This window comes from Mesorhizobium muleiense, from assembly GCF_900099905.1.
Lineage (GTDB): Bacteria > Pseudomonadota > Alphaproteobacteria > Rhizobiales > Rhizobiaceae > Mesorhizobium > Mesorhizobium muleiense.
This window is the reverse complement of the sequence record NZ_FNEE01000005.1, coordinates 243,567-265,977: the sequence shown is the minus strand read 5'-3', so window position 1 is coordinate 265,977 and position 22,411 is coordinate 243,567. Positions and strand designations below refer to the sequence as shown.

The following is a 22,411-nucleotide window of genomic DNA, read 5'->3' as shown; positions in this document are numbered from 1 at the left end:
GAGTGGTGAAGATTGGAGGAATCCAGCGCCTTCCTTTCACCAAGATTTGCCCTGAAAAGGCCGCCTACGGTGCATTTTGGGGTTATTCCGCAAGCTTTGCGCGAACGGATTACAAGGGATGCCTATGGGCCAGCCGCCAGCCGTGCCCGGAAAATTCTTAAGGACGTAACCATGGAAAATATCGCACTCGCCGAACCGGGCGCGCATTTGTCGATTTGGGCGCTGTTCACGCAGGCCGGCTGGGTGGTCAAGCTGGTCATGATCGGGCTGCTCTGCGCCTCGATCTGGACCTGGGCGATCATCGTCGACAAGCTCGTCGCCTATGGCCGCATGCGGCTCGCGCTCAATCGCTTCGAACAGGTGTTCTGGTCCGGGCAGTCGCTGGAAGAGCTCTACCGCACGCTCGCCGACCGCAAGACGTCAGGCATGGGCGCCATCTTCGTCGCCGCCATGCGCGAATGGAAGAAGAGTTTCGAGAAGGGGGCGAAATCGCCGCTTGGCCTGCAGACCCGCATCGACAAGGCGATGGACCTGGCGCTGACCCGCGAAATGGAAAAACTGGAAGGACGGCTTGGCTTTCTCGCCACCACCGGCTCGGCAGCGCCGTTCATCGGCCTGTTCGGCACCGTGATCGGCATCATGACCTCGTTCCAGGCGATCGCGGCATCGAAGAACACCAGCCTGTCGGTGGTCGCGCCCGGCATTGCCGAGGCGCTGCTGGCCACGGCAATAGGCCTGCTGGCGGCTATCCCCGCCGTCATCGCCTACAACAAGCTGTCGTCGGACGCGAGCAAGATCGCCGTGCGCATGGAAGGGTTCGCGGACGAGTTCTCCGCCATACTCTCGCGCCAAATCGATGAAAAAGTCGCGCAGAAGGCCTGAGGAACAATCATGGGAATGTCTGTAGGCGCGGGTGGCGGGGGACGCGGTGGTCGCGGCCACAGGCGGCGCGGCCGCCATCACGCCATGATATCGGAAATCAACGTCACGCCGATGGTCGACGTGATGCTGGTGCTGTTGATCATCTTCATGGTCGCCGCGCCCTTGCTGACGGTCGGCGTGCCGATCGACCTGCCGGACACGCAGGCCAAGGCGATGAATGTCGACACGCAGCCGATCACCGTCTCCATCAACTCTGCCGGCCAGATCTATCTCCAGGAGACTGAAATCCCGGTTGAGGAACTGGTGGCGAAGCTGCAGGCGATTTCGAAGACCGGCTATGACGAGCGCATCTTCATCCGCGGCGACAAGTCCACCGACTATGGCACGGCAATGAGGGTGATGGCCCGTATCTCGGCCGCCGGCTACAAGAACATCGGCCTGGTCTCGTTGCAGGAACAGGATCAGTAGACGCTAAATGAGAACCGGCCTCACCACATCGGTGATCTTGCATGCGGTCGCGATCGGCTTCGGCCTGTTCACGCTGTCGGCGCCGGCGGCGTTGCCGGCGTCCGATGCCGAGTCCCTGGCGGTCGAGATCGTGCCGATGGAAGCGATCGCGCAGATACAGAAAGGCGACAAGAAAGCTGCGGTGAGCGAAAAGCCGGCGCCATTGCCGACCCAGCGTCCCGACATCGTGGCCGACGCGCAGACGGTGGGCGACAACAGCGTCGATACCGACAAGCCGCCGACGCCGGATCCCAAGCCCCAGCCGGTCGACAAGGCTGAGGCGCCGCCGCCCGCGCCGACGCCGAAAGAAAAGCCGAAGCCCGAGGACGTGCCGAAGCCGAAGGAGCAGCCCAAGCCTGTCCCGGCGACCGAGGTCGCACCGGTGCCGCAGCCGAAGGAAGAGGTCACGCCCGAGCCGGTCAAGCAGGCGGAGCCAAAACCGACACCGGCCAGGGAACCGGCGCCGACGCCGCCGCAGGACAAGACCGCCGCCATCGACCCGAAGCCTGAGGTCAAGCCGGATGCCGTCGCCGAAGCGATTGCCAAGGAGCCGCCAACCGAGGAGACGCAGCTTCCGGACTCGGCGCCCGCCCCCCAGGCGCGGCCGAAGCCGCAGCCGGCCCAGGCCGAAAGCGCCAAGGCGCCCGAGCGCAAGGACGCCGACAAGCCGGTCAAGGAAGCCTCGTCCAAGCCGAAATCGGAAGACAAGCAGTTCAACGCCGACGAGATTTCGGCGCTGCTCGACAAGCGCAAGCCGTCAGGCGGCGGCGCCAAGCGCTCGACCCAGCAAGCATCGCTCGGCGGGGACAAGAATCAGGGCCAGAAGCTTTCGAGATCGGAGCAGGGTGCGTTGGAGGCCCAGCTTGGTGGCTGCTGGACCCTGCCGGTAGGGCTCGAGGGTTCGGAGAATTTTATCGTTGTCGTCCGGTTCAACCTCGACGCCTCCGGCAAGCTGGACGGGCGGCCATCTGTCGAACAGTCGAGCGGCAACCGCCCGTTCGACGAGAGTGCCGTGCGCGCTGTTCAGAAATGCGATGTGGCCGGCCTGCAGGTTCCCGCAGGCAAACAAGACATCTGGGCCGACGTCCGGGTCACGTTCGATCCGAGGGAGATGCTGGGCCTGTAGGCTTGGCGCCCCGTAGAATCATTGAAGACCCGTAGAATCATTGAAGAGAAGCGAGAAGACATGAAATCCATCCTCAAGCCGCTCCTGATGATCGTAGCGATGGCGCTGGGCATGACTGCCGCCGCCACCTTGCCGGCGCGGGCGCTCGTTGAGCTCAACGTCAACAAAGGCAATGTCGAGCCGTTGCCGATCGCCATCACCGATTTCCAGGGCGGCGATGCGTTGGGCGCGGAGATTTCCGGCATCGTCAGCGCAGACCTGAAACGCTCCGGCCTGTTCGCGCCGATCGACAAGAGCGCCTTCATCGAAAAAATCTCGAACCCGGATGCCGCGCCTCGCTTCGAGGACTGGAAGGTGATCAACGCCCAGGCGCTGGTCACCGGCAGCGTCAGCAAGGAGGCCGATGGCCGCGTCCGTGCCCAGTACCGGTTGTGGGACACCTTTGCCGGCCAGCAGATGTCGGGCGAGCAGTTCTTCGCCAACGACGCCAACACGAGGCGCGTCGCCCACATCATCGCCGACGCCATCTATGAGCGGCTGACCGGCGAGAAGGGCTATTTCGACACGCGCGTCGTCTTCATCGACGAATCGGGCGCAAAGAACGCGCGAAAGAAGCGCCTCGCCATCATGGACCAGGACGGCGCCAATATCCGCTACCTATCGGACGGCAGGTCGATCGTGCTGACCCCGCGTTTCTCGCCAAACCGGCAGGAAATCACCTACATGTCCTATGAAAGCGGCCAGCCGAAGGTCTATCTGCTGCAGATCGAGACCGGGCAGCGCGAACTGGTCGGCGACTTTCCCGGCATGACCTTTGCGCCGCGGTTCTCGCCCGACGGCCAGAAGGTGATCATGAGCTTGCTGCGCGACGACGGCAATTCCAACATCTTCGCCATGGATTTGAGAAGCCGCTCGACGACCAGGCTCACCAACTCGACGGCCATCGACACCTCGCCGTCCTATTCGCCGGATGGCAGCAAAGTGGTGTTCACCTCCGACCGCGGCGGCCGCGCGCAGATCTATGTGATGGGCGCCGACGGTTCTGGCCAGACCCGCATCTCCTTCGGCGACGGCGTCTATTCGACGCCGGTATGGTCGCCGCGTGGCGATCTCATCGCCTTCACCAAGCAGACTGCCGGCGAGTTCCAGATCGGCGTCATGCGCGTCGACGGTTCGGGCGAGCGCATCCTTTCAACCGGCTTCCAGCAGGAGGGGCCGACCTGGGCGCCCAACGGCCGGGTGCTGATGTTCTTCCGCGATTCTGCCGGCGGCCCGAAACTCGTTTCGGTCGATCTTACCGGCCGCAACGAACAGTCGATCCCGACCTCGAATTTCGCTTCGGACCCGGCCTGGTCGCCGCTGCTGGAATAGGCAGGAAGGGGAATTGGGGAATTGAGGAATTGGAGAAATGAAGAATTGAAGAGATGGAGAAAACGGGAGGCTACATTAAGCGAGCGAGGGATCTAGAGGTCTATAAGCGCGCTTATGCGGTTTCTCTTGACGTGCACGGAGCCACCCTAGCTTTCCCGAAAATTGAGCAATACGCATTGGCCGATCAATTGCGTCGTTCCAGCAAGGGGATCTGCGCCAATTTGGCTGAGGGATTTGCCAAACAGACCCACTCCAAGTTCGAATTCGCACGGTTTATTTCGATGGCTCTGGGGTCGTGCAGTGAAGTGGAAACGTGGGTTTCATACGCGTTCGACCTAGGGTACATCACACAAGCGCAACGCGACGAGTGGTTGCAATGCTATGCCAACATCCATGGAATGCTGGTGAAACTGAGAGAGAAACTAAAGTGACCTCTCGGCAGGTTCCTCATTTCTTCAATTCTTCAATTCCAACTTTCCACGGCTTGGTCGCGTTTCAGCCGCATTTCTGCCTACGGTCCGCGCGCATTGTTGCCTCCTCGGATTCCCCTTGGGCAAAACGGCTGTGGACGGCAGCCGAAACCGAATTTTAACCGTGTTTCTTGAACGCCGGTTAACCCAAACGTGGTTACTGGACGATCAACGAAATCACTCGAATTGCGAAGGAGAGGCGGCATGGGCCGTATCGCAGCACTTACCAGAAACCCGGCGATGATCGCGCTGGTGGCATTGCTCGCCATCGCCGGCTGCGCCTCGAAGAAGAACCTGAACAGCGCCGCCGATCTCGGTCTCAGCGGCGCCGGGGCGGCAACGCCCGGATCGGCCCAGGATTTTACCGTCAACATCGGCGACCGCATCTTCTTCGACACCGATTCGTCCTCGATCCGCGCCGACGCGCAGACGACGCTTTCGCGCCAGGCGCAATGGCTGAACCAGTACAGGCAGTATGCCATCGTCATCGAAGGCCATGCCGACGAGCGCGGCACGCGCGAATACAATCTGGCGCTCGGCGCCCGCCGCGCCGCCGCCACCCGCGACTTCCTCGTCGCCAGGGGTGTTTCCGCCCAGCGCCTGAAGACCATTTCCTACGGCAAGGAGCGTCCGGTCGCGGTTTGCGACGACATCTCCTGCTGGTCGCAGAACCGCCGCGCCGTCACCACGATCAGCGGCGCCGGTTCCTGATCGGCAATTTTCCGATCGGCAGAAATGCAACACCTACGTGTGAAAGGCGGCTGCGGCCGCCTTTTTCATGTCCGGCGCCCGGATGTGGGACTTGAAACAAAATTTGGCCGAAGTCCTGCGTCCTTGGTAATAACCGAGGCGCCTGACGGTCCACTCCGATCGGAAGGCATGCAACAGGCAAACAATCCACGGCGAGAGGCACATGCATTTCAGATCGGTCTTGAGCGGCACGCTTGCGTTGCTGCTCGTATCAAGCGTCGCTGCCCCGGCAGTAGGCAATGAGCAAGGCACAGAAAAAAGCGGTTTTTCCTTCCGCCTACCGACGCTCGGCATTTTCGGTGAAAAAAAGAAATCGGATCAGGTGCAATTTGCGCAGGATGGCACCGGCACTACGGGGCTGGAGGAACAACTCCGGCAAATGAACGGCAAGATCGAGGAGCTCAACTTCCAGGTGCTGCAGATGCAGGAGCAGATCCGCAAGCAGCAGGAAGATAACGAGTTCCGTTTCCAGCAGCTGGAAGGCGGCTCACAAGGCGCGCAGCAGCCACGCGAGCAGAAGAAGTCGGACGCCACCACCAACACCGACAGCAGCGTCGCCGAGGCTCCGGGGACGCATGCGCCGGCCGATGCGGGCAGACCGCCCGCCGGCGGCCAGGAGGTGATCGTCGAATCGCCGACAGGCGAACCCGGCGCGGTGATCCCGGGCACGCCGCCGAAGACGTTCGGCACCATCACCGTCGACAAGAACGGCAATGTGATCGAGGGCAACACGCAGGCACATGCACCGGCGCAGAACACCGCCCCTGTCCCCGGCGACCAGGCCGCTGGCACGCAGGCCGGCAAGTCCGACGATACGGTGGTCGCGGCGCTGCCCGCCACCGATGACCCGGAGGAACTTTACCGCAATTCCTATCAGTTCATCCTGTCGGGCGACTACGGCACTGCCGAACAGGGTTTTCGCGACCACATCGCCCGCTTCCCCAAGGACGCCAAGACGGCGGACGCGCATTACTGGCTGGGTGAGTCGCTGCTCGGCCAGCAGAAGTACCGCGACGCGGCCGAGACTTTCCTCGCCGCCAGCAAGGACTATCCGAAGGCCAAGAAGGCTCCCGACATGCTGCTGAAGCTCGGTGTGTCGCTGGTCGGATTGAACCAGCGCGACGTGGCCTGCGCCACTTTCGGCGAGATCGGCAAGCGCTATCCGAACGTTTCCGGCACGCTCAAGGAACGCGTCAAGCAGGAAAGGGCGCTCGCGGCGTGTTAGTTTTTCTCCTGCACGTCGTTGCCCCAAGACTTGTTGCCCCAGATCCGGGGCCACTTTTGGGCGACATGCATTGACGCCCGAAACCGAGCCTGACCGTTCGGTTTTTTCGCAGATCGACTTTACCAGCGGCGCTGTTGCGGCCGTGTCCGGCGGCAGCGACTCGACCGCCCTCCTCCTTCTCCTCAAAGATCACCTCGACCGTACCGCGCCGGCAACGAAATTGCTGGCTGTGACCATCGATCACGGTCTGCGGCCGGGCTCGGCAGCGGAAGCACAGGCCGTGGCCAGGTTTTGCGCCGGGCGCAGCATTGCCCACCGCATCCTGCTCTGGTCCGGACGCAAGCCGTCGACCGGCCTGCCGGCTGCCGCGCGAGAGGCACGCTACCGGCTGCTGGCCGAGGCGGCACAGGCGGAAGGTATCGGCCTGATCCTGACCGGCCACACGGCCGACGACCAGGCCGAGACGGTGCTGATGCGGCAAGCTCGCCAGGAGGGGGCGCGAGAGCCAGAGCGAGGTCTAGCCGGCATGGCACCGGCCACCCTCTATGACTGGCGGATCTGGATCGCACGGCCGCTTCTCGGCACACGGCGTGCGGCGCTGCGCGAAGTCCTGCGGCGCGCGAATGTCGGCTGGGCCGAAGACCCGACCAATGAAGACGAGGCTTTCGAGCGGCCGCGTATCCGCGCAGCGCTTGCCGACCGCAATGGTGCGCGGGAAGACGCGTTGGTGCTGGCCGCGCGGGCTGCGGTGGAGCGCGAGCAGCTTGGCCATCGCGCCGCCGCGCTGATCCGTGGCTTTGCCAGCAGGCCCGCAGCCGGCCTTGTCCGTCTCGATCCGGGCTTTGCGACGGCCGTCGACGAGGCGGCGGCCGTATACGCGCTGCGCATCCTGCTGGCGACTATCGGCGGCGTTGCGTTTCTGACCGACCAGGCTCGCAGCGAGGCGCTGCTCAACCGGCTGAGGCCCGGACCACCTGGCACAACCCCAATTTTGGCTACCCCGTTTTGCGCCACATTGTCGCGGACGGTGGTCGATGCGCGGCGTGCCGGCATTTTTCTGCGTCGCGAAACCCGCAACCTGCCGCCCGCTGCGCCTGCCGTGAACAATGCCCTTTGGGACGGTCGCCGGAGGATCACATTGGCGGACAGACCGGGTGAATTTTTGATCGCGCCGCTCGGCGCGGCGCGTGCCGCAAGACAGGCAATTGCCGAAAACGGAACGCAGCCAAGCCTTGTCCGCGCGGCTCTGGCGGCCGAGCCGGTGCTGTGGCGCGCAAGCGAACATCCAGGCGACAGCCCGATGTTGCCGGGAATGGCGGTATGCCCGGTCGTCGCGCCCTTTGCCCGCTTCCTGCCGTCCTTCGACCTGGCGCCGGCCGGAAGTGTCGCCGCGCTGATCGGTGCGCCGCGACTTCCTGCCCCGCCTTTCGGCGGCCACACTGCCGGTTGATCATGGGCGAAAGCTTAACCGCGACATGCTGTTCTGCTTGGCAATGAAGGGCGCCATCCCTATGTTAGACCCAAGTTTCCTCTCACGACGCGTGTCCGCTGGCGGACACCAACGGGACAATTGATGAATCCGAATTATCGCAATCTCGCGCTCTGGGCGATCATAGCGGTCCTGCTCATCGCTCTCTTCAATCTGTTCCAGACGCCGCAGACGCGCGGAGCAGCGAGTGACGTCCCCTATTCGCAGTTCCTGCAGGATGTCGCGGCCGGCCGGGTAAAGACGGTGACCATCGCGGGCGCCCGCATCTCGGGCACTTATACCGACACCTCTACCGGCTTCCAGACCTATTCGCCGGGTGATCCGTCGCTGGTTTCGAGACTCCAGGACAAGAACGTCACCATCAACGCGCGCCCCGAATCCGACGGTTCCAATTCGCTGTTCAGCTATCTCATCTCCTGGCTGCCGATGATCCTCATCCTTGGCGTCTGGATATTCTTCATGCGCCAGATGCAGTCCGGCTCCGGCCGCGCCATGGGCTTCGGCAAGTCGAAGGCCAAGCTTTTGACTGAAGCGCATGGCCGCGTCACCTTCCAGGATGTCGCCGGCGTCGACGAAGCCAAGCAGGATTTGGAAGAGATTGTCGAATTCCTGCGTGATCCGCAGAAGTTCCAGCGGCTTGGCGGCAAGATTCCGCGCGGCGTGCTGCTCGTCGGCCCTCCCGGGACCGGCAAGACGCTGCTTGCCCGTTCGGTCGCCGGTGAGGCCAACGTGCCGTTCTTCACCATTTCCGGCTCGGACTTTGTCGAGATGTTCGTCGGCGTTGGCGCTAGCCGCGTCCGCGACATGTTCGACCAGGCCAAGAAGAATGCGCCCTGCATCATCTTCATCGACGAAATCGACGCGGTCGGCCGCCATCGCGGCGCCGGCCTCGGCGGCGGCAACGACGAGCGCGAGCAGACGCTGAACCAGTTGCTGGTCGAAATGGACGGCTTCGAATCCAACGAAAGCATCATCCTGATCGCTGCCACCAACCGGCCGGACGTGCTCGATCCGGCGCTGCTCAGGCCCGGCCGTTTCGACCGCCAGGTGGTGGTGCCGAACCCCGACATCGTCGGCCGCGAGAAGATCCTGAAGGTGCATGTGCGCAACGTGCCGCTGGCCCCCAATGTCGACCTCAAGGTGATCGCACGCGGCACGCCGGGCTTTTCCGGCGCCGACCTGATGAACCTCGTCAACGAATCCGCCCTGATGGCGGCGCGGCGCAACAAGCGCCTTGTCACCATGGCCGAGTTCGAGGACGCCAAGGACAAGATCATGATGGGCGCCGAGCGCCGCTCGTCGGCGATGACCCAGGCCGAGAAGGAACTCACCGCCTATCACGAGGCCGGTCATGCCATCCTGGCGCTGAACGTGCCGTCGGCCGATCCGCTGCACAAGGCGACCATCATCCCGCGCGGCCGGGCGCTTGGCATGGTCATGCAGTTGCCGGAAGGCGACCGCTATTCGATGAGCTACAAATACATGATCTCGCGCCTCGCCATCATGATGGGTGGCCGCGTCGCCGAGGAGTTCAAGTTCGGCAAGGAGAACATCACCTCGGGCGCCTCCTCGGACATAGAGCAGGCAACCAAGCTGGCGCGCGCCATGGTGACGCGCTGGGGTTTTTCCGACAAGCTTGGCCACGTCGCTTATGGCGACAACCAGGAGGAGGTGTTCCTCGGCCATTCGGTGGCGCGCACGCAGAACGTATCGGAAGAGACGGCGCAGATCATCGACGCCGAAGTGCGCCGGCTGATCGACGAGGCCTATTCGACGGCGAAATCCATCCTGACCAAGAAGAAAAAGGAATGGATCGCGCTGGCGGAGGGGCTTTTGGAATATGAGACGCTGTCCGGCGACGAGATCAAGCAGCTGATCGCCGGCCACAAGCCGGCACGCGATCTCGGCGACGACACGCCGCCGAGCCGGGGCTCGGCCGTGCCGAAGTCCGGCAGCCGCCGCAAGAAGGGCCCGGAGCCCGAAGGCGGCATGGAGCCTCAGCCGTCAAGCTAGGGCTCGGCTCAGAAGATTGATTTCGAAAACGCCGCGGCCTGGACCGCGGCGTTTCTGTTTGAAGTTGGAGAGGGCTGCCGGAGTTGTCCGCGGCCTTGCACGCGCAGTTGGCGATTGGCGAAAGCCGGCATAGCGGCTAATCTCCCCACTCGTGGGGAGATGTCCGGCAGGACAGAGGGGGGCGCTGTCCCGCCGACCTGTCAACGTAGCGCAGCCATGCCCACGCTAACTAATCCCAATCAGCGAGGCGGATAATGGGAAGGTTAGCGATCCTTCGCGCCCCTCTGCCATGCCGGGCATCTCCCCACGACGGGGGGATTGGCAGCGTCGATGCTGCTCCTCGCAACGCAGGTAGCCTCTTGGAAAGTCGGCCAACAAAAAGGCCCGCGAAGCTTGCGGTTCGCGGGCCTTGCTATCTTCGAATGTTGATGCCGATCAGCTCTTCAGTGCGGCATTGCACAGACTGTAAAAGCCGCCACCAGTCTGGATCCATTTGAGGCCGCCCAGCGTCCCGGCCCCCTTGTTGGCGTGGTACTGGTCGCGACAGGTGTACATGCGGGCCTTGGCCGGAGTTTCGCTGCTATATTTGGTGGAGATCGCCTTCGGAAACGTCACTCCCTGGGGAGCGGTCACGGTCGGCTTTTTCGGCTGGCTGGTGAGGCTTGCCTGATCGGCTGCCGGCTTGGTGTCGTCGTCGAAGGCGCTGGCACCGCACTGGCTCATGCGGAAGTCGTTCCACTTCATGCCGTTCAGCGTGTTGCCGGTCTTGGCCGCCCGATATTTGGCGCCGCACTCCGCCCTGCTGAGGCCGCTGCCTGCGTTGGAAGTTACCGCTGCCTTGGTCGTCGCCGCGGCGGCCGCATCGGGCGTTACAGCGCTGGTGCTGTTCGCCTTGGCTGGCGTGGCGTCGGTTGCGGCGGCGACGGTGCCGCATTCTGCCTTGCGGAACTGGTTCCAGTTCTGCCCGCCAAGTGTTCCCGCGTCCTTTGCCGCGTTATACTTGGTGCTGCATTCAGCCATGGTCAGCGCATTGGCGGGCACCGCCAGGAATAAAGTCACGACGGCAAGACCCGTCAAAGTTGCAAGTCGATGGATAAGCATGTGTCTTCTCCCTCTGATGTTCACGTTATGTACCAAGCAAGCAATAGCACTCAACGAATGGTTGCGCCAGAGGCCAAATGGCGTAAAACCCTTCGGAAAGTGCATTATTTTGGATGAACTTGTTGCCAGCTCCTGCCCCCAGGCAATTTCCTGGGCGCATATGCACGGAAAACTTGTATAGAGCGGACCACTCTCCGGGAACTGCCTCGCATGACGGGCCGAGCGGGTCGGCCAGTGCGGCGGACCTGAATGCCAAGTCCAGAATAACGCGGCGGGTTCCGACTTCGATGCCGCTGATTGGCACATGAAAGAATCCAGATGCGGTCTGAAGGTTCTGAACGCTGCTGGCGCAACCAGGGCAGGCAAAATCAAAGCACTGACGTGGCACAAAACACACAAGACAACAGTTTTCTAAGGAATGGTGCCCTATAATCATGAATTGTGATGATAGGGCTCGGGCCAATGTGTGGCATGACGTGCCGGCAATGAACCATCGGGAAGCTGACTAGCATGGCAGGAAGTTATTTCGGAACGGACGGCATTCGCGGGCGCGCCAATAGATTTCCAATGACGGCGGAGATCGCCATGAGGGTCGGCATGGCCGCCGGCCTTTCGTTCCAGCGCGGCAACCATCGCCACCGCGTCGTGCTCGGCAAGGACACCAGACTTTCCGGCTACATGATCGAGAATGCGATGGTGTCGGGCCTGTGTGCCGCCGGCATGGACGTGTTCCTGCTCGGCCCGATTCCGACGCCCGCGGTCGCCATGCTGGTGCGCTCGTTGCGCGCCGACATCGGCGTGATGATCTCGGCCTCGCACAATCCTTACTACGACAACGGCATCAAGCTGTTCGGCCCCGATGGCTACAAGCTTTCCGACGAGATCGAAGAGCGCATCGAGGGGATGCTCGACAAGGATATCGAACTGGCGCTCGCCGATTCGGACGGGCTCGGCCGCGCCAAGCGCGTCGACGGCGTTCATGACCGCTATATCGAATTTGCCAAGCGCACGCTGCCGCGGTCGATGTCGCTGTCGGGCCTCCGCATCGTCGTCGATTGCGCCAATGGCGCCGCCTACAAGGTGGCGCCCGAGGCGCTGTGGGAACTTGGCGCCGAAGTTGTCGCCATCAACGTCGAGCCCAACGGCTTCAACATCAACAAGGAGTGTGGCTCGACCCATCCGGCCGGCCTGCAGAAGAAGGTGCATGAAGTGCGCGCCGATATCGGCATCGCGCTCGACGGCGACGCCGACCGCGTCGTCATCGTTGACGAGAACGGCGCGATCGTCGATGGCGACCAGATCATGGCGCTGATCGCCGAGTCCTGGCATCAGAGCGGACGGCTGGCCGGCGGTGGCGTCGTCTCGACGGTGATGTCCAATCTCGGCCTCGAACGCTTCCTCGGCGACATGAACCTACAGTTGCACCGCACCAAGGTCGGCGACCGCTATGTCGTCGAGCACATGCGTGCGCACGGCCTGAATGTCGGCGGCGAACAGTCGGGCCACATCGTGCTGTCCGATTTTTCCACCACCGGCGACGGCCTCGTCTCGGCGCTCCAGGTGCTCGCCTGCATCAAGCGGCAGAACCGACCGGTCAGCGAATTGTCGAAGAAGTTCGCGCCGGTGCCGCAATTGCTGAAGAACGTTCATATTTCCGGCGGCAAACCGCTCGAGGAAGCTTTGGTCAAGGCGGCGATCGAAGATGGACGCCACCGCCTGGGCCAGGCTGGCCGCCTGGTCATCCGGCCGTCCGGCACGGAACCGCTCATCCGCGTCATGGCGGAAGGCGACGATCAGCAACTGGTCGAGGCCGTAGTCAACGACATCGTCGAGGTCATTTCGGAAACCCGCAGCGCCGCCTGATCCCCAGTTTTTGCCAGGTGAAAAGCCCGCCCTCCGGCGGGCTTTTTTCGTGTGTCCGCACGCCAAATCATTGGCGGAAAACGCGAGAATCCTGAAAGATTTAGAGATTCATGGTTAAGCGATAGGGTTAAACGCGTTTTAACTTTTCCCATTCATTATCCACGACTGAAGCCAATCAGATTCGGACGCGTTCGCTGTGCCGAGGGTTCTCAGGGGTGACAAGCATGTTCAATACAGCAAGAATGGCCGTCTTTGCCGCGCTGCTCGCGGGCGTGGCCGGACCAGTGTTCGCCGCCGACTTTGTCGAGCCGCCCGTGGTCGAGCCGGCCCCGCCGCCGCCCGTCTACGAGCAGCCGGTCGAATATGGCGGCTGGTACATTCGCGGCGACATCGACTACCACTGGTCGAAGTTCCGCGGCGGCGACTACATCACCTACGGGGCGGTTCCAGGCACTGGCAGCTTTGACAGCGGCAAGCTGGATGGCGCCTTCTCGGCCGGCGCCGGCGTCGGCTACCAGATCAACCGGCATTTCCGTACCGACCTGACCGCGGACTGGATGAGCAAATCCGATTTCCGCGGCTCGACCAGCGGCTTCTGCGGCATCAATCAGACGCCCTGCACTTCGACCGACAGGTCGTCTTATACGGCGCTGCTGCTGCTGGCCAACGCCTATGTCGATATCGGCACCTGGCACGGCATCACGCCCTATGTCGGCGCCGGCATCGGCGGTGCCTGGGTCAGGTGGGATAAACTGCACAACACCATTGAGGACGATACGTTTGAGCATAGCGGCGGCAAGGGCTGGCGCTTTGCCTATGCGGCCATGGCGGGCGCCTCCTACTGCCTGACCGAGCGCGTCAAGCTCGATCTGGGTTACCGCTTCAGCCATATCGAGGGCGGCAAGATGTTCGACTTCGCCAGCAATGTCGGTCCTGGCCGTGACAAGGGCATCAATGTGCACGAAGTGCGCGGCGGCCTGCGCTACCAGTTCGGCAACTCGGACTGCGCCCAGCCGGAGCCGATCGCCTACGAACCCGAACCGGTTTACACCAAGTAATCGCTTCGAGAGCAGGTTTGCGGACCGCCCGGCAAAAGCCGGGCGGTTTTTTTCGTTGTGGCGGCAACGCGCATAAAAATCAATTCGCTAACGCCCTGTTATCCTTAACCGCCACTTAACCACTATGGTTAACAATGCCCTGAAACGGCGCTCGCGATCGCGAATGGCGCCACCTTCGGGAGCCGGGGATCATGACAGTCAAATCGCGCATAGCACTGGCGCTTGCAGCAATCGCCCTGACGCCGTTGTCGCAGGCGCTTGGCGCCGACTACGATCCGCCGATCTATGTCGACCAGGCGCCGGACTATGTGCCGGTCGAAGTCGGTTCGGGATGGTATCTGCGCGGCGATGTCGGCTACGCGTTCAGCCACCCGTTCGAACATAAGGAAACGGTGACTGGCCCGCTTGACAGCTTTACCGAAGAGAGCAGCCTTTTCACAGGCAGCATCGGTATGGGGTATCACGTCAATGACTATCTTAGGGTCGAGCTGAACGGTGGGATCCTCCCGACCGACAAATTCGGGGAACATCAGAAGCTGGCAGCCACTTGCGACGGCTCGACACTCGAAGCCGACATCTTAGGGAACATCAATTCCGTGCCGGCAACACAGGCGTGCGATCTCTCCAACAATGCCTCCAACAAGGGCTACAGCATCATGGCCAACGGCTATGTAGATCTCGGCACGTATGTGGGGATAACTCCGTATATTGGCGGCGGCCTTGGTGTCGCCTATAACAAATACTACAAGAGCACCGGCGCGCGCGATTGCGTCGAGGTGTCCCCAAACTCCTCCGGAACCGGTGGCTTCATTTGCGATGACCCTGCAGGGTACGAGGGCGAGACCGACTCGGAAGCCAAATTCAATCTCGCCTACTCGATCGGCGCAGGCCTTTCCTATCGGGTGACCAAGAACCTCTCGGTCGACCTCGGCTACGAATATTTCGCCGTGCCCAACGCAAGATACGTCGCCTATGACGATGGCGCTTTCAACATCCAAAAGGGCATAGACTACCAGACAGTCAAGGTCGGGCTGCGTTACGATCTCTGGTAAGCATGGCGAAAGCCGGAAGAATTTGAACGGCGGATTTTAAGGAACCGCCGTTTGCATTTTAAGCCGTGGCATTTTCACCGTATGGGACCAGTATCCCGTCAGCGACAAAAACTTTCCTCTTGACGCCGGGAGCCTGAACGCATATCGCCGTCCGTGGGCCACCCCTCCCCAACGAGGGGCCACTATCTGGAAGGATAGACCACGATGACGATCCATACGAAGCCCGGACTGCGCCCGGCAAATCCCAATTTTTCCTCAGGTCCCTGTGCAAAACGCCCCGGCTGGTCAGTCGAGGCGCTGGCCAATGCCGCGCTCGGACGCTCGCACCGCGCCAAGATCGGCAAGACCAAGCTCGAACAGGCGATCGAGCTGACGCGGGAAATTCTCCAAATTCCGGCAGATTATCGCATCGGCATCGTGCCGGCGTCGGACACCGGCGCCGTCGAGATGGCGCTGTGGTCGCTGCTCGGCGAACGCGGCGTCGACATGGTCGCCTGGGAGAGTTTCGGTTCCGGCTGGGTCACCGATGTGGTCAAGCAGCTGAAGCTCGCCGATGTGCGCAGGATCGAAGCCGGCTACGGCGCACTGCCGGATCTGACGAAAATCGATTTCGACCGCGACGTGGTCTTCACCTGGAACGGCACGACCTCGGGCGTGCGCGTGCCGAACGGCGATTTCATCCCGGCGGCCCGCAAGGGCCTGACCATCTGCGACGCCACGTCGGCGGCCTTTGCGCAAGAGCTCGATTTTGGCAAGCTCGACGTCGTCACCTTCTCCTGGCAGAAGGTGCTGGGCGGCGAAGGTGCGCATGGCATGCTGATCCTCAGCCCGCGCGCCGTCGAGCGGCTGGAAAGCTACAAGCCTGGCTGGCCGCTGCCGAAAATCTTTCGCCTCACCTCGGGCGGCAAGCTCATCGAAGGCATTTTCAAGGGCGAAACCATCAACACGCCGTCGATGCTGTGCGTCGAGGATTATCTCGACGCGCTGCGTTGGGCGAAGTCGATCGGCGGTCTCGACGCATTGATTGCCCGCGCCGACGCCAACGCCGCAATTATCGACGGTTTCGTCGGCAAATCCGCATGGCTTGGCCATCTGGCCACCGACCCGGCGACGCGGTCGAACACGTCCGTCTGTCTTTCCTTCACCGACCCGGACGTCGCCGCGCTCGATGCCGACGGACAAGCGGCGTTCGCCAAGGGCATCGTCTCGGCGCTCGACAAGGAAGGCGTCGCCTACGATATCGGCGCCTATCGCGATGCACCGCCGGGCCTGCGCATCTGGTGCGGCGCAACCGTCGAGACTTCCGACCTCGAAGCGCTGCTGCCGTGGCTCGACTGGGCCTTTGCCGCGCAAAAGGCGTCGCTCAAGGCGGCCGCCTGATCCCTCCCCTTTGAGGGGGGGGTGGCCCGAGGGGCCGGGTGGGGTCGCCTCCACCCAACTCAACGGTCCGCCATCCAGAGGAAAAAGATTTCGGCCACGCCCGGCCGCAACCACCCCACCCCGGCACTTCGCGCCGACCCTCCCGTCAGGGGAGGGGCGCCAATCGCAAAGGAAGAAGCCCATGCCCCGCGTTCTCGTCTCAGACAAACTCTCCACCACCGCCGTGCAGATCTTCAGGGATCGCGGCGTCGAGGTCGACTACCTGCCCGATCTCGGCAAGGACAAGGAAAAGCTGCTCGAAGTGATCGGCCAGTATGACGGCCTCGCCATCCGTTCGGCGACCAAAGTCACCGAAAAGCTGATCGACGCTGCCACAAGGCTCAAGGTGGTCGGCCGCGCCGGCATCGGCGTCGACAATGTCGACATCCCGGCGGCGAGCCGCAAGGGCATCATCGTGATGAACACGCCCTTCGGCAATTCGATCACCACCGCCGAGCATGCCGTCGCCATGATCTTCGCGCTGGCCCGCCAGATACCGGAAGCCAATGCCTCGACCCATGCCGGCAAGTGGGAAAAGAACCGCTTCATGGGCACCGAGATCACCGGCAAGACGCTGGGCATCATCGGCTGCGGCAATATCGGCTCGATCGTCGCTACGCGCGGCGTTGGCCTGAAGATGCACGTCATCGCCTTCGATCCGTTCCTGTCGGACAGTCGCGCCGAGGAGCTCGGCGTCGAGAAGGTGGAACTCGACGAGCTGTTCGCCCGCGCCGATTTCATCACCCTGCACACGCCCTTGACCGACAAGACGCGCAACATCATCGACGCTTCGGCGATCGCCAAAATGAAGACCGGCGTGCGCATCATCAACTGCGCCCGTGGCGGGCTGATCGTCGAGGCCGACCTGATCGCGGCGTTGAAAAGCGGCAAGGTGGCAGGCGCCGGCATCGACGTGTTCGAGGTCGAGCCGGCGGAGAAAAGCGAGCTGTTCGGCATGGAGAATGTGGTGGCGACGCCGCATCTCGGCGCATCGACGATGGAGGCGCAGGAGAATGTCGCTCTGCAGGTCGCCGAGCAGATGGCCGACTACCTGATCAAGGGCGCCGTTTCCAACGCCATCAACATGCCGTCGATCACCGCCGAGGAAGCGCCGCGCCTAAAACCCTTCGTCAAGCTGGCCGAAGTGCTCGGCGCCTTTGTCGGCCAGGTCACCGAGGATCCGATCAAGGAGGTCGAGATCCTGTTCGACGGCTCGACCGCGACGATGAACACGCGCGCGCTGATCAGCGCCACACTTGCCGGGCTGATCCGGCCGCAGGTCTCCGACGTCAACATGGTTTCGGCGCCGATCATGGTCAAGGAGCGCGGCATCATCGTCGCCGAGGTCAAGCGCGACAAATCGGGCGTGTTCGACGGCTATATCAAGCTGACGGTCAAGACCGAGCACAAGACGCGTGCGATCGCCGGCACCTGCTTTTCGGACGGCAAGCCGCGCTTCATCCAGATCAAGGGCATCAACCTCGACGCCGAGGTCGGTCAGCACATGCTGTACACGACGAATGCCGACGCGCCCGGCATCATCGGCCTGCTCGGCACGGTCTGCGGCGAGAACGGCGTCAACATCGCCAACTTCCAGCTCGGCCGCAACCGGCCTGGCGGCGATGCCATCGCGCTGCTCTATCTCGATGCGCCGTTCCCGGAGAAGGTGCTGGAACAGGTGCGGGCGCACAAGTCGATCGACTCCGCCAAGCGGCTGCATTTCGACGTCGGCGTCGCCTGAATCATGCGCGAGCGCCCCGCGGGCTTTGTAAGCCCACAGGGCGTTTCGACAATGGCGTCGAAATATCGACAGAGTTCTTTCACGGCGTCACAGGTTTCCGGCTGTCAAATCGCCATTTTACGTCCGCTGTATTCGGCCAGGCTGATGCCGCCGAGCACCAGCACGAGGGCCACGCCCTGATAGAGCTGGAATGTCTCACCGACGATCAGCACTGACAGCAGCGTGCCGAAGATCGGCACCAGGTTGATGAACAGGCCGGCCCGGTTGGCGCCGATCAGTTCGATGCCCCTGATATAAAAAATCTGCGAGACGACCGAAGCGCCGATCGCAGTGTAGAACGCTATCGCCCAGCCGCGCGCATCGGGGATGATGACCTTGCCGGCAGCCACCTCCCAGAGGAAGAAAGGCAGCGAGGTCACCAGTGCGGCAATCGACAGCGCCAGCATCAGGCTTTGCCAGCGTATGGCCGGCTTCAGCCGCAACCCGACCGAGTAGAAGCTGTAGCAAAGCACCGCGATCAGCATGATGGCGTCGCCGAAGTTGAGGTCCAGCTTGAGAAGCTGGCGCAGATCGCCGTGGCTGGCGGTCAGGGCGACGCCGATGATCGTCAGCACGACACCGGCGATCTGCACCCAGTTCACACGCAGGCGAAACAGCACGAAATTGGCGAGGATGATGACGACCGGGATTGCCGCCTGCTCGATCGAGACGTTGATCGCCGTCGTGTAGTTGAGCGCCGTGTAGAAGATCGCGTTGAAAAAGGTGAAGCCGCAAGCGCCGAGCCCGCCAAGCAGCAACCAATGCCTGCGCACCACCAGCCAGTCCTCGCGCAGCGTTCGCCAGCCGATCGGCAGCATGATCAGAACGGCCAGGACCCAGCGCAGGAAGACCAGCGTCATCGGCGAAATATGGTCGACTGCCAGCTTGCCGGCCACGGAGTTGCCGCCCCACAGCAAGGTGGTGAACAGCAGGAACAGGTAGGCGGTTCGATGCATCGCGAAATTCCAGCCGGGGTGGGCAGGGTCATTGCCGACCTATTGCGGTGCTTCGCCCAAGTAAATGATGTCAAACGCGAAAATTGTTGTGCCTGAGGGCGCTTTCGGCGGCAAAAGAATGGTCGCGCTCGCCGGGTGTTGACGTTATAGAAACGACGTACGTCCACCTGGACGCGCAAAAGTACGAGTCTCAAGGCTTTGAACGTTCGCGTCGTGCTTTCCGAAAATCGATTCCGATTTTCTGGCCGATGCGATAGAAGCCTGTCGTTTCGAACCATTCAAGCCGCTCGGAGCGGCGCCTCAAGGGAAAAGAAACATGGCCAATGTGGTGGTCGTCGGCTCGCAATGGGGCGACGAGGGCAAAGGCAAGATCGTCGACTGGCTGTCGGAACGCGCCGACGTCGTCGTGCGCTTCCAGGGCGGCCACAATGCCGGCCATACGCTGGTCGTCGACGGCAAGGTCTACAAGCTGTCGCTGCTGCCGTCCGGCGTGGTGCGGCAAGGCAAGCTGTCCATCATCGGCAATGGCGTCGTCTTCGACCCGCATGCCTTCGTCGCGGAAGTGGCGAAATTGAAGGCGCAAGGCGTCGAGGTGACACCGGAGCGCCTGAAAATAGCCGAAAACACCGCGCTTATCCTGTCCTTGCACCGGGAGCTGGACGGATTCCGCGAAGACGCCGCCTCCAATTCGGGAACGAAAATCGGCACGACCCGTCGCGGCATCGGCCCCGCTTATGAGGATAAGGTGGGCCGGCGCGCGGTCAGGGTGATGGATTTGGCGGATTTGGAAACGCTGCCCTTGAAGGTCGACAGGCTGCTGACGCATCATAATGCGCTGCGCCGCGGGCTCGGCCACGCCGAAGTCACGCATGAGGCAATCATGAGTGAGCTGATTTCGGTCGCCGACGAGATCCTGCCCTATATGGACCGCGTCTGGAAGATCCTCGACGACAAGCGCCGTGCCGGCGAACGCATCCTGTTCGAGGGCGCGCAGGGCACGCTGCTCGACATCGACCACGGCACCTATCCGTTCGTCACCTCGTCCAACACGGTGGCTGGCCAAGCGGCCGCCGGATCCGGCGTCGGCCCGGGTGCCATCGGTTATGTGCTCGGCATCACCAAGGCCTATACGACGCGTGTCGGCGAAGGTCCGTTCCCGACCGAACAGAAGAACGAGATCGGCGAGTTCCTGGGCACGCGCGGCCACGAGTTCGGTGTCGTCACCGGCCGCAAGCGCCGCTGCGGCTGGTTCGATGCCGTGCTGGTTCGCCAAGCCGTCGCCGTAAACGGCATCAAGGGCATCGCCCTGACCAAGCTCGACGTGCTCGACGGGCTGGACGAGATCAAGGTCTGCACCGGCTACCGCCTCGATGGCGAGGCGATCGATTATCTGCCGGCCAGCCAGGGTGCGCAGGCGCGCGTCGAACCGATCTACGAGACGCTGGAGGGCTGGAAAGGCACCAGCGCCGGCGCCAGAAGCTGGAACGATCTGCCGGCCCAGGCAGTCAAATATGTCCGTCACATCGAGGAACTGATCGGCGCGCCGGTCGCACTCCTTTCCACCAGCCCTGAACGGGACGACACAATACTTGTGACCGATCCGTTTCAAGACTAGATTCCAAGCTGTTCCGGGCATCGCGGCCGTTTGCGGGGGCCGGCCCAGAAACGAAATGCAGGTCGACTGAAGCATGGCAGATTTTGTTGGTGCTCTGAAAAAGACGCTCGACGGCCTTGGAAATCCGACGCCGGAGATACGCGCCAGGGTCTATGACAAGGCCCGTTCGACAATCGCGGACAAGCTTGCGAAGAACATACCGCCGCTGGCGCCGTCGGTCGTTGCCCAGCATAAGCGCACTCTGGAAGATGCCATCGCCAGCGTCGAGCAGAGCTACGCCAAGCCTGCGCCGGCATCCGATCCGCTGTCGGAGCTGGAAGACATCTTCTCCTCCATCGACCGCAACAAGAACCAACCCAGCCATGTCCGCCAGCCGGCAAAGGCCGAGCCGGCATGGCAACCGGCCAAGACCGAGCCGGAATGGCAGCCGGCACCTGCCGCCAAAGCCGGGCTGAATTGGCAAAAACCGCCTCCAGAGGACACCGATGCGGAGCCTTCGGACGCGGATCTTCCAGCGGCGTACGAGAACAGCGATAGCTTTAGAGACGATGTCTTCCCCAACGACGAGGAGCCGGCGCCGGACACTTTTCAGCATCCTGCCGAGCGCAGGCGCAGCTATGGCGGGCTGATCGCCGCTGTCGTCGCCTTGCTCGTCATCGCGGGCGGCGGCTACGGCATCTGGCTGAACAAGGACGCGTTCAGCAACATGCTGGGTCTCAACAGCACGACGGTCGCAACCGTAGAACCGCTGGTGAAGCCGAGCCCGGCCGAGCGGCCGGCTGCCGATGCTGCGGCAAGGGCCCCGGCCGCAGCGGCTCCAGCCGATGCCGAGGGCACAAAGTTCACCCAGCGGCTGACACCTGAGGGCGGTGAGGTCGATCCCGGCCCCGCTTCAGGACAAGGCGGCATCGGAGAGGGCGAATCCGTCGCAGCACTGACCACGCCGCCGCCGGCCGCACCTGCGCCAGCAGCGCCTGCCGGCACGCCAGCCACGAATGTGCCCGCACCGGGCGCGGCCCCCGCAACACCGCCTGCCGATGCCGCCACGCCGGCGCCGGCGGCGCCGACCGATAGCGCAGCCGCGCCGGCAGCACCGGCGCCGGGTGCCGCGCCGGGTGCTGCACCGACAGCCGCGCCTGCGGAATCCGCACTGGCGGTCGGCCAGAAGGCGATCTTCTACGAGGAGCGCACCAGCACCGCGCAAGGCTCGGCCGAGCCCGGCAGCATCGTCTGGTCGCTGGTGCAGGAATCGCCCGGCGGCAACCTGCCGCCCGAGCCGGCAATCCGCGCCGAGGCGAGCATTCCGGGCAAGGACGTGCAGTTGCGCATGACCATCCGCCGCAACACCGACCAGACGCTGCCGGCCAGCCACATCATCGAGATGATTTTCCTGACGCCCGATGGTTTCGACGGCGGCGGTGTCGACAACATCCTGCGCGTCGCCATGAAGGGTTCTGAACAGGATGCCGGCAGTCCACTGATCGGCATCCCGGCCAAGATCGCCGACGGCTTCTTCCTGGTCGCTCTCAACGACACAAAGCCGGACGAAGACGCCAATCTGACCCTGCTGCGGGGCCAGAAATGGATCGACGTGCCGGTCGTCTACAAGACCGGACGGCGGGCGCTGCTCACCATGGAAAAGGGCATTCCCGGCGAGAAGGTGTTCGACGAGGCGCTGAAGGCCTGGCAAACAAAAGAGGCGGGCTGAGGCCGGCTCACCAGCCTCCCTTCGGC

General features: G+C 62.9%; 18 protein-coding genes. 16 read left to right on the top strand and 2 right to left on the bottom strand.

Annotated elements, in window-relative coordinates; translation table 11 throughout:
- Positions 1–171: 171 nt before the first annotated feature.
- The 9 genes from tolQ to ftsH all read left to right on the top strand — a co-directional run bounded on the left by tolQ (position 172) and on the right by ftsH (position 9,833).
- Positions 172–882: a protein TolQ gene (tolQ, locus tag BLT09_RS12620; RefSeq protein WP_091593415.1), complete on the top strand. Its 711-nt coding sequence runs from the start codon at positions 172–174 to the stop codon at positions 880–882.
- A 9-nt stretch (positions 883–891) separates the two neighbouring features.
- On the top strand, positions 892–1,350 hold the full coding sequence (tolR, locus tag BLT09_RS12615) for a protein TolR (protein ID WP_091593413.1): 459 nt from the start codon (positions 892–894) through the stop codon (positions 1,348–1,350).
- Between the two features lie 7 nt (positions 1,351–1,357).
- Positions 1,358–2,515, top strand: coding sequence for an energy transducer TonB family protein (locus tag BLT09_RS12610; RefSeq protein WP_091593411.1), 1,158 nt, complete (start codon positions 1,358–1,360; stop codon positions 2,513–2,515).
- 87 nt (positions 2,516–2,602) lie between these two features.
- Entirely contained in the window at positions 2,603–3,886 is a 1,284-nt protein-coding gene (gene tolB, locus BLT09_RS12605) for a Tol-Pal system beta propeller repeat protein TolB (RefSeq protein WP_236473501.1), read from the top strand.
- A gap of 53 nt (positions 3,887–3,939) precedes the next feature.
- Complete coding sequence (locus BLT09_RS12600) at positions 3,940–4,317, top strand: four helix bundle protein (RefSeq protein ID WP_091593407.1); 378 nt, start codon at positions 3,940–3,942, stop codon at positions 4,315–4,317.
- A gap of 243 nt (positions 4,318–4,560) precedes the next feature.
- Positions 4,561–5,067 carry a peptidoglycan-associated lipoprotein Pal gene (pal, locus tag BLT09_RS12595; protein ID WP_027152911.1) on the top strand — a complete coding sequence of 169 codons (507 nt, stop codon included), beginning with the start codon at positions 4,561–4,563 and terminating at the stop codon, positions 5,065–5,067.
- A 202-nt stretch (positions 5,068–5,269) separates the two neighbouring features.
- A complete protein-coding gene (gene ybgF, locus BLT09_RS12590; RefSeq protein ID WP_091593406.1) occupies positions 5,270–6,331 on the top strand; it encodes a tol-pal system protein YbgF in 1,062 nt (353 codons plus the stop codon).
- A gap of 70 nt (positions 6,332–6,401) precedes the next feature.
- Positions 6,402–7,781 carry a tRNA lysidine(34) synthetase TilS gene (gene tilS, locus BLT09_RS12585; RefSeq protein ID WP_091593404.1) on the top strand — a complete coding sequence of 460 codons (1,380 nt, stop codon included), beginning with the start codon at positions 6,402–6,404 and terminating at the stop codon, positions 7,779–7,781.
- Positions 7,782–7,904: 123 nt separating this feature from the next.
- Positions 7,905–9,833, top strand: coding sequence for an ATP-dependent zinc metalloprotease FtsH (gene ftsH, locus BLT09_RS12580; protein ID WP_091593402.1), 1,929 nt, complete (start codon positions 7,905–7,907; stop codon positions 9,831–9,833).
- Positions 9,834–10,268: 435 nt separating this feature from the next.
- Here the strand turns inward: ftsH and BLT09_RS12575 are convergent, their stop codons facing one another.
- On the bottom strand, positions 10,269–10,934 hold the full coding sequence (locus BLT09_RS12575) for a hypothetical protein (protein ID WP_091593400.1): 666 nt from the start codon (positions 10,932–10,934) through the stop codon (positions 10,269–10,271).
- A 510-nt stretch (positions 10,935–11,444) separates the two neighbouring features.
- On the opposite strand from BLT09_RS12575, the gene glmM reads away from it, so the two are divergent.
- From glmM to serA, 5 genes are all read left to right on the top strand, one after another.
- Positions 11,445–12,797, top strand: coding sequence for a phosphoglucosamine mutase (glmM, locus tag BLT09_RS12570; RefSeq protein ID WP_091593398.1), 1,353 nt, complete (start codon positions 11,445–11,447; stop codon positions 12,795–12,797).
- 224 nt (positions 12,798–13,021) lie between these two features.
- Positions 13,022–13,855, top strand: a complete 834-nt coding sequence (locus tag BLT09_RS12565) for an outer membrane protein (RefSeq protein WP_091593397.1) — start codon at positions 13,022–13,024, stop codon at positions 13,853–13,855.
- Positions 13,856–14,046: 191 nt separating this feature from the next.
- Positions 14,047–14,907, top strand: coding sequence for an outer membrane protein (locus BLT09_RS12560; protein ID WP_091593395.1), 861 nt, complete (start codon positions 14,047–14,049; stop codon positions 14,905–14,907).
- A 204-nt stretch (positions 14,908–15,111) separates the two neighbouring features.
- Positions 15,112–16,287, top strand: coding sequence for a phosphoserine transaminase (locus BLT09_RS12555; RefSeq protein WP_091593393.1), 1,176 nt, complete (start codon positions 15,112–15,114; stop codon positions 16,285–16,287).
- Positions 16,288–16,468: 181 nt separating this feature from the next.
- Positions 16,469–18,067 (top strand): phosphoglycerate dehydrogenase, encoded by a 1,599-nt coding sequence (gene serA / locus BLT09_RS12550; RefSeq protein ID WP_091593391.1) that lies wholly within the window; start codon positions 16,469–16,471, stop codon positions 18,065–18,067.
- Between the two features lie 104 nt (positions 18,068–18,171).
- On the opposite strand, the gene BLT09_RS12545 is transcribed toward serA, so the two are convergent.
- A complete protein-coding gene (locus tag BLT09_RS12545; RefSeq protein ID WP_091593389.1) occupies positions 18,172–19,062 on the bottom strand; it encodes a DMT family transporter in 891 nt (296 codons plus the stop codon).
- A gap of 316 nt (positions 19,063–19,378) precedes the next feature.
- Between BLT09_RS12545 and BLT09_RS12540 the strand changes: the two genes are divergently transcribed.
- Positions 19,379–20,677, top strand: coding sequence for an adenylosuccinate synthase (locus tag BLT09_RS12540; RefSeq protein WP_091593387.1), 1,299 nt, complete (start codon positions 19,379–19,381; stop codon positions 20,675–20,677).
- 73 nt (positions 20,678–20,750) lie between these two features.
- Positions 20,751–22,385 carry a hypothetical protein gene (locus BLT09_RS12535; protein WP_091593384.1) on the top strand — a complete coding sequence of 545 codons (1,635 nt, stop codon included), beginning with the start codon at positions 20,751–20,753 and terminating at the stop codon, positions 22,383–22,385.
- Positions 22,386–22,411: the final 26 nt, after the last annotated feature.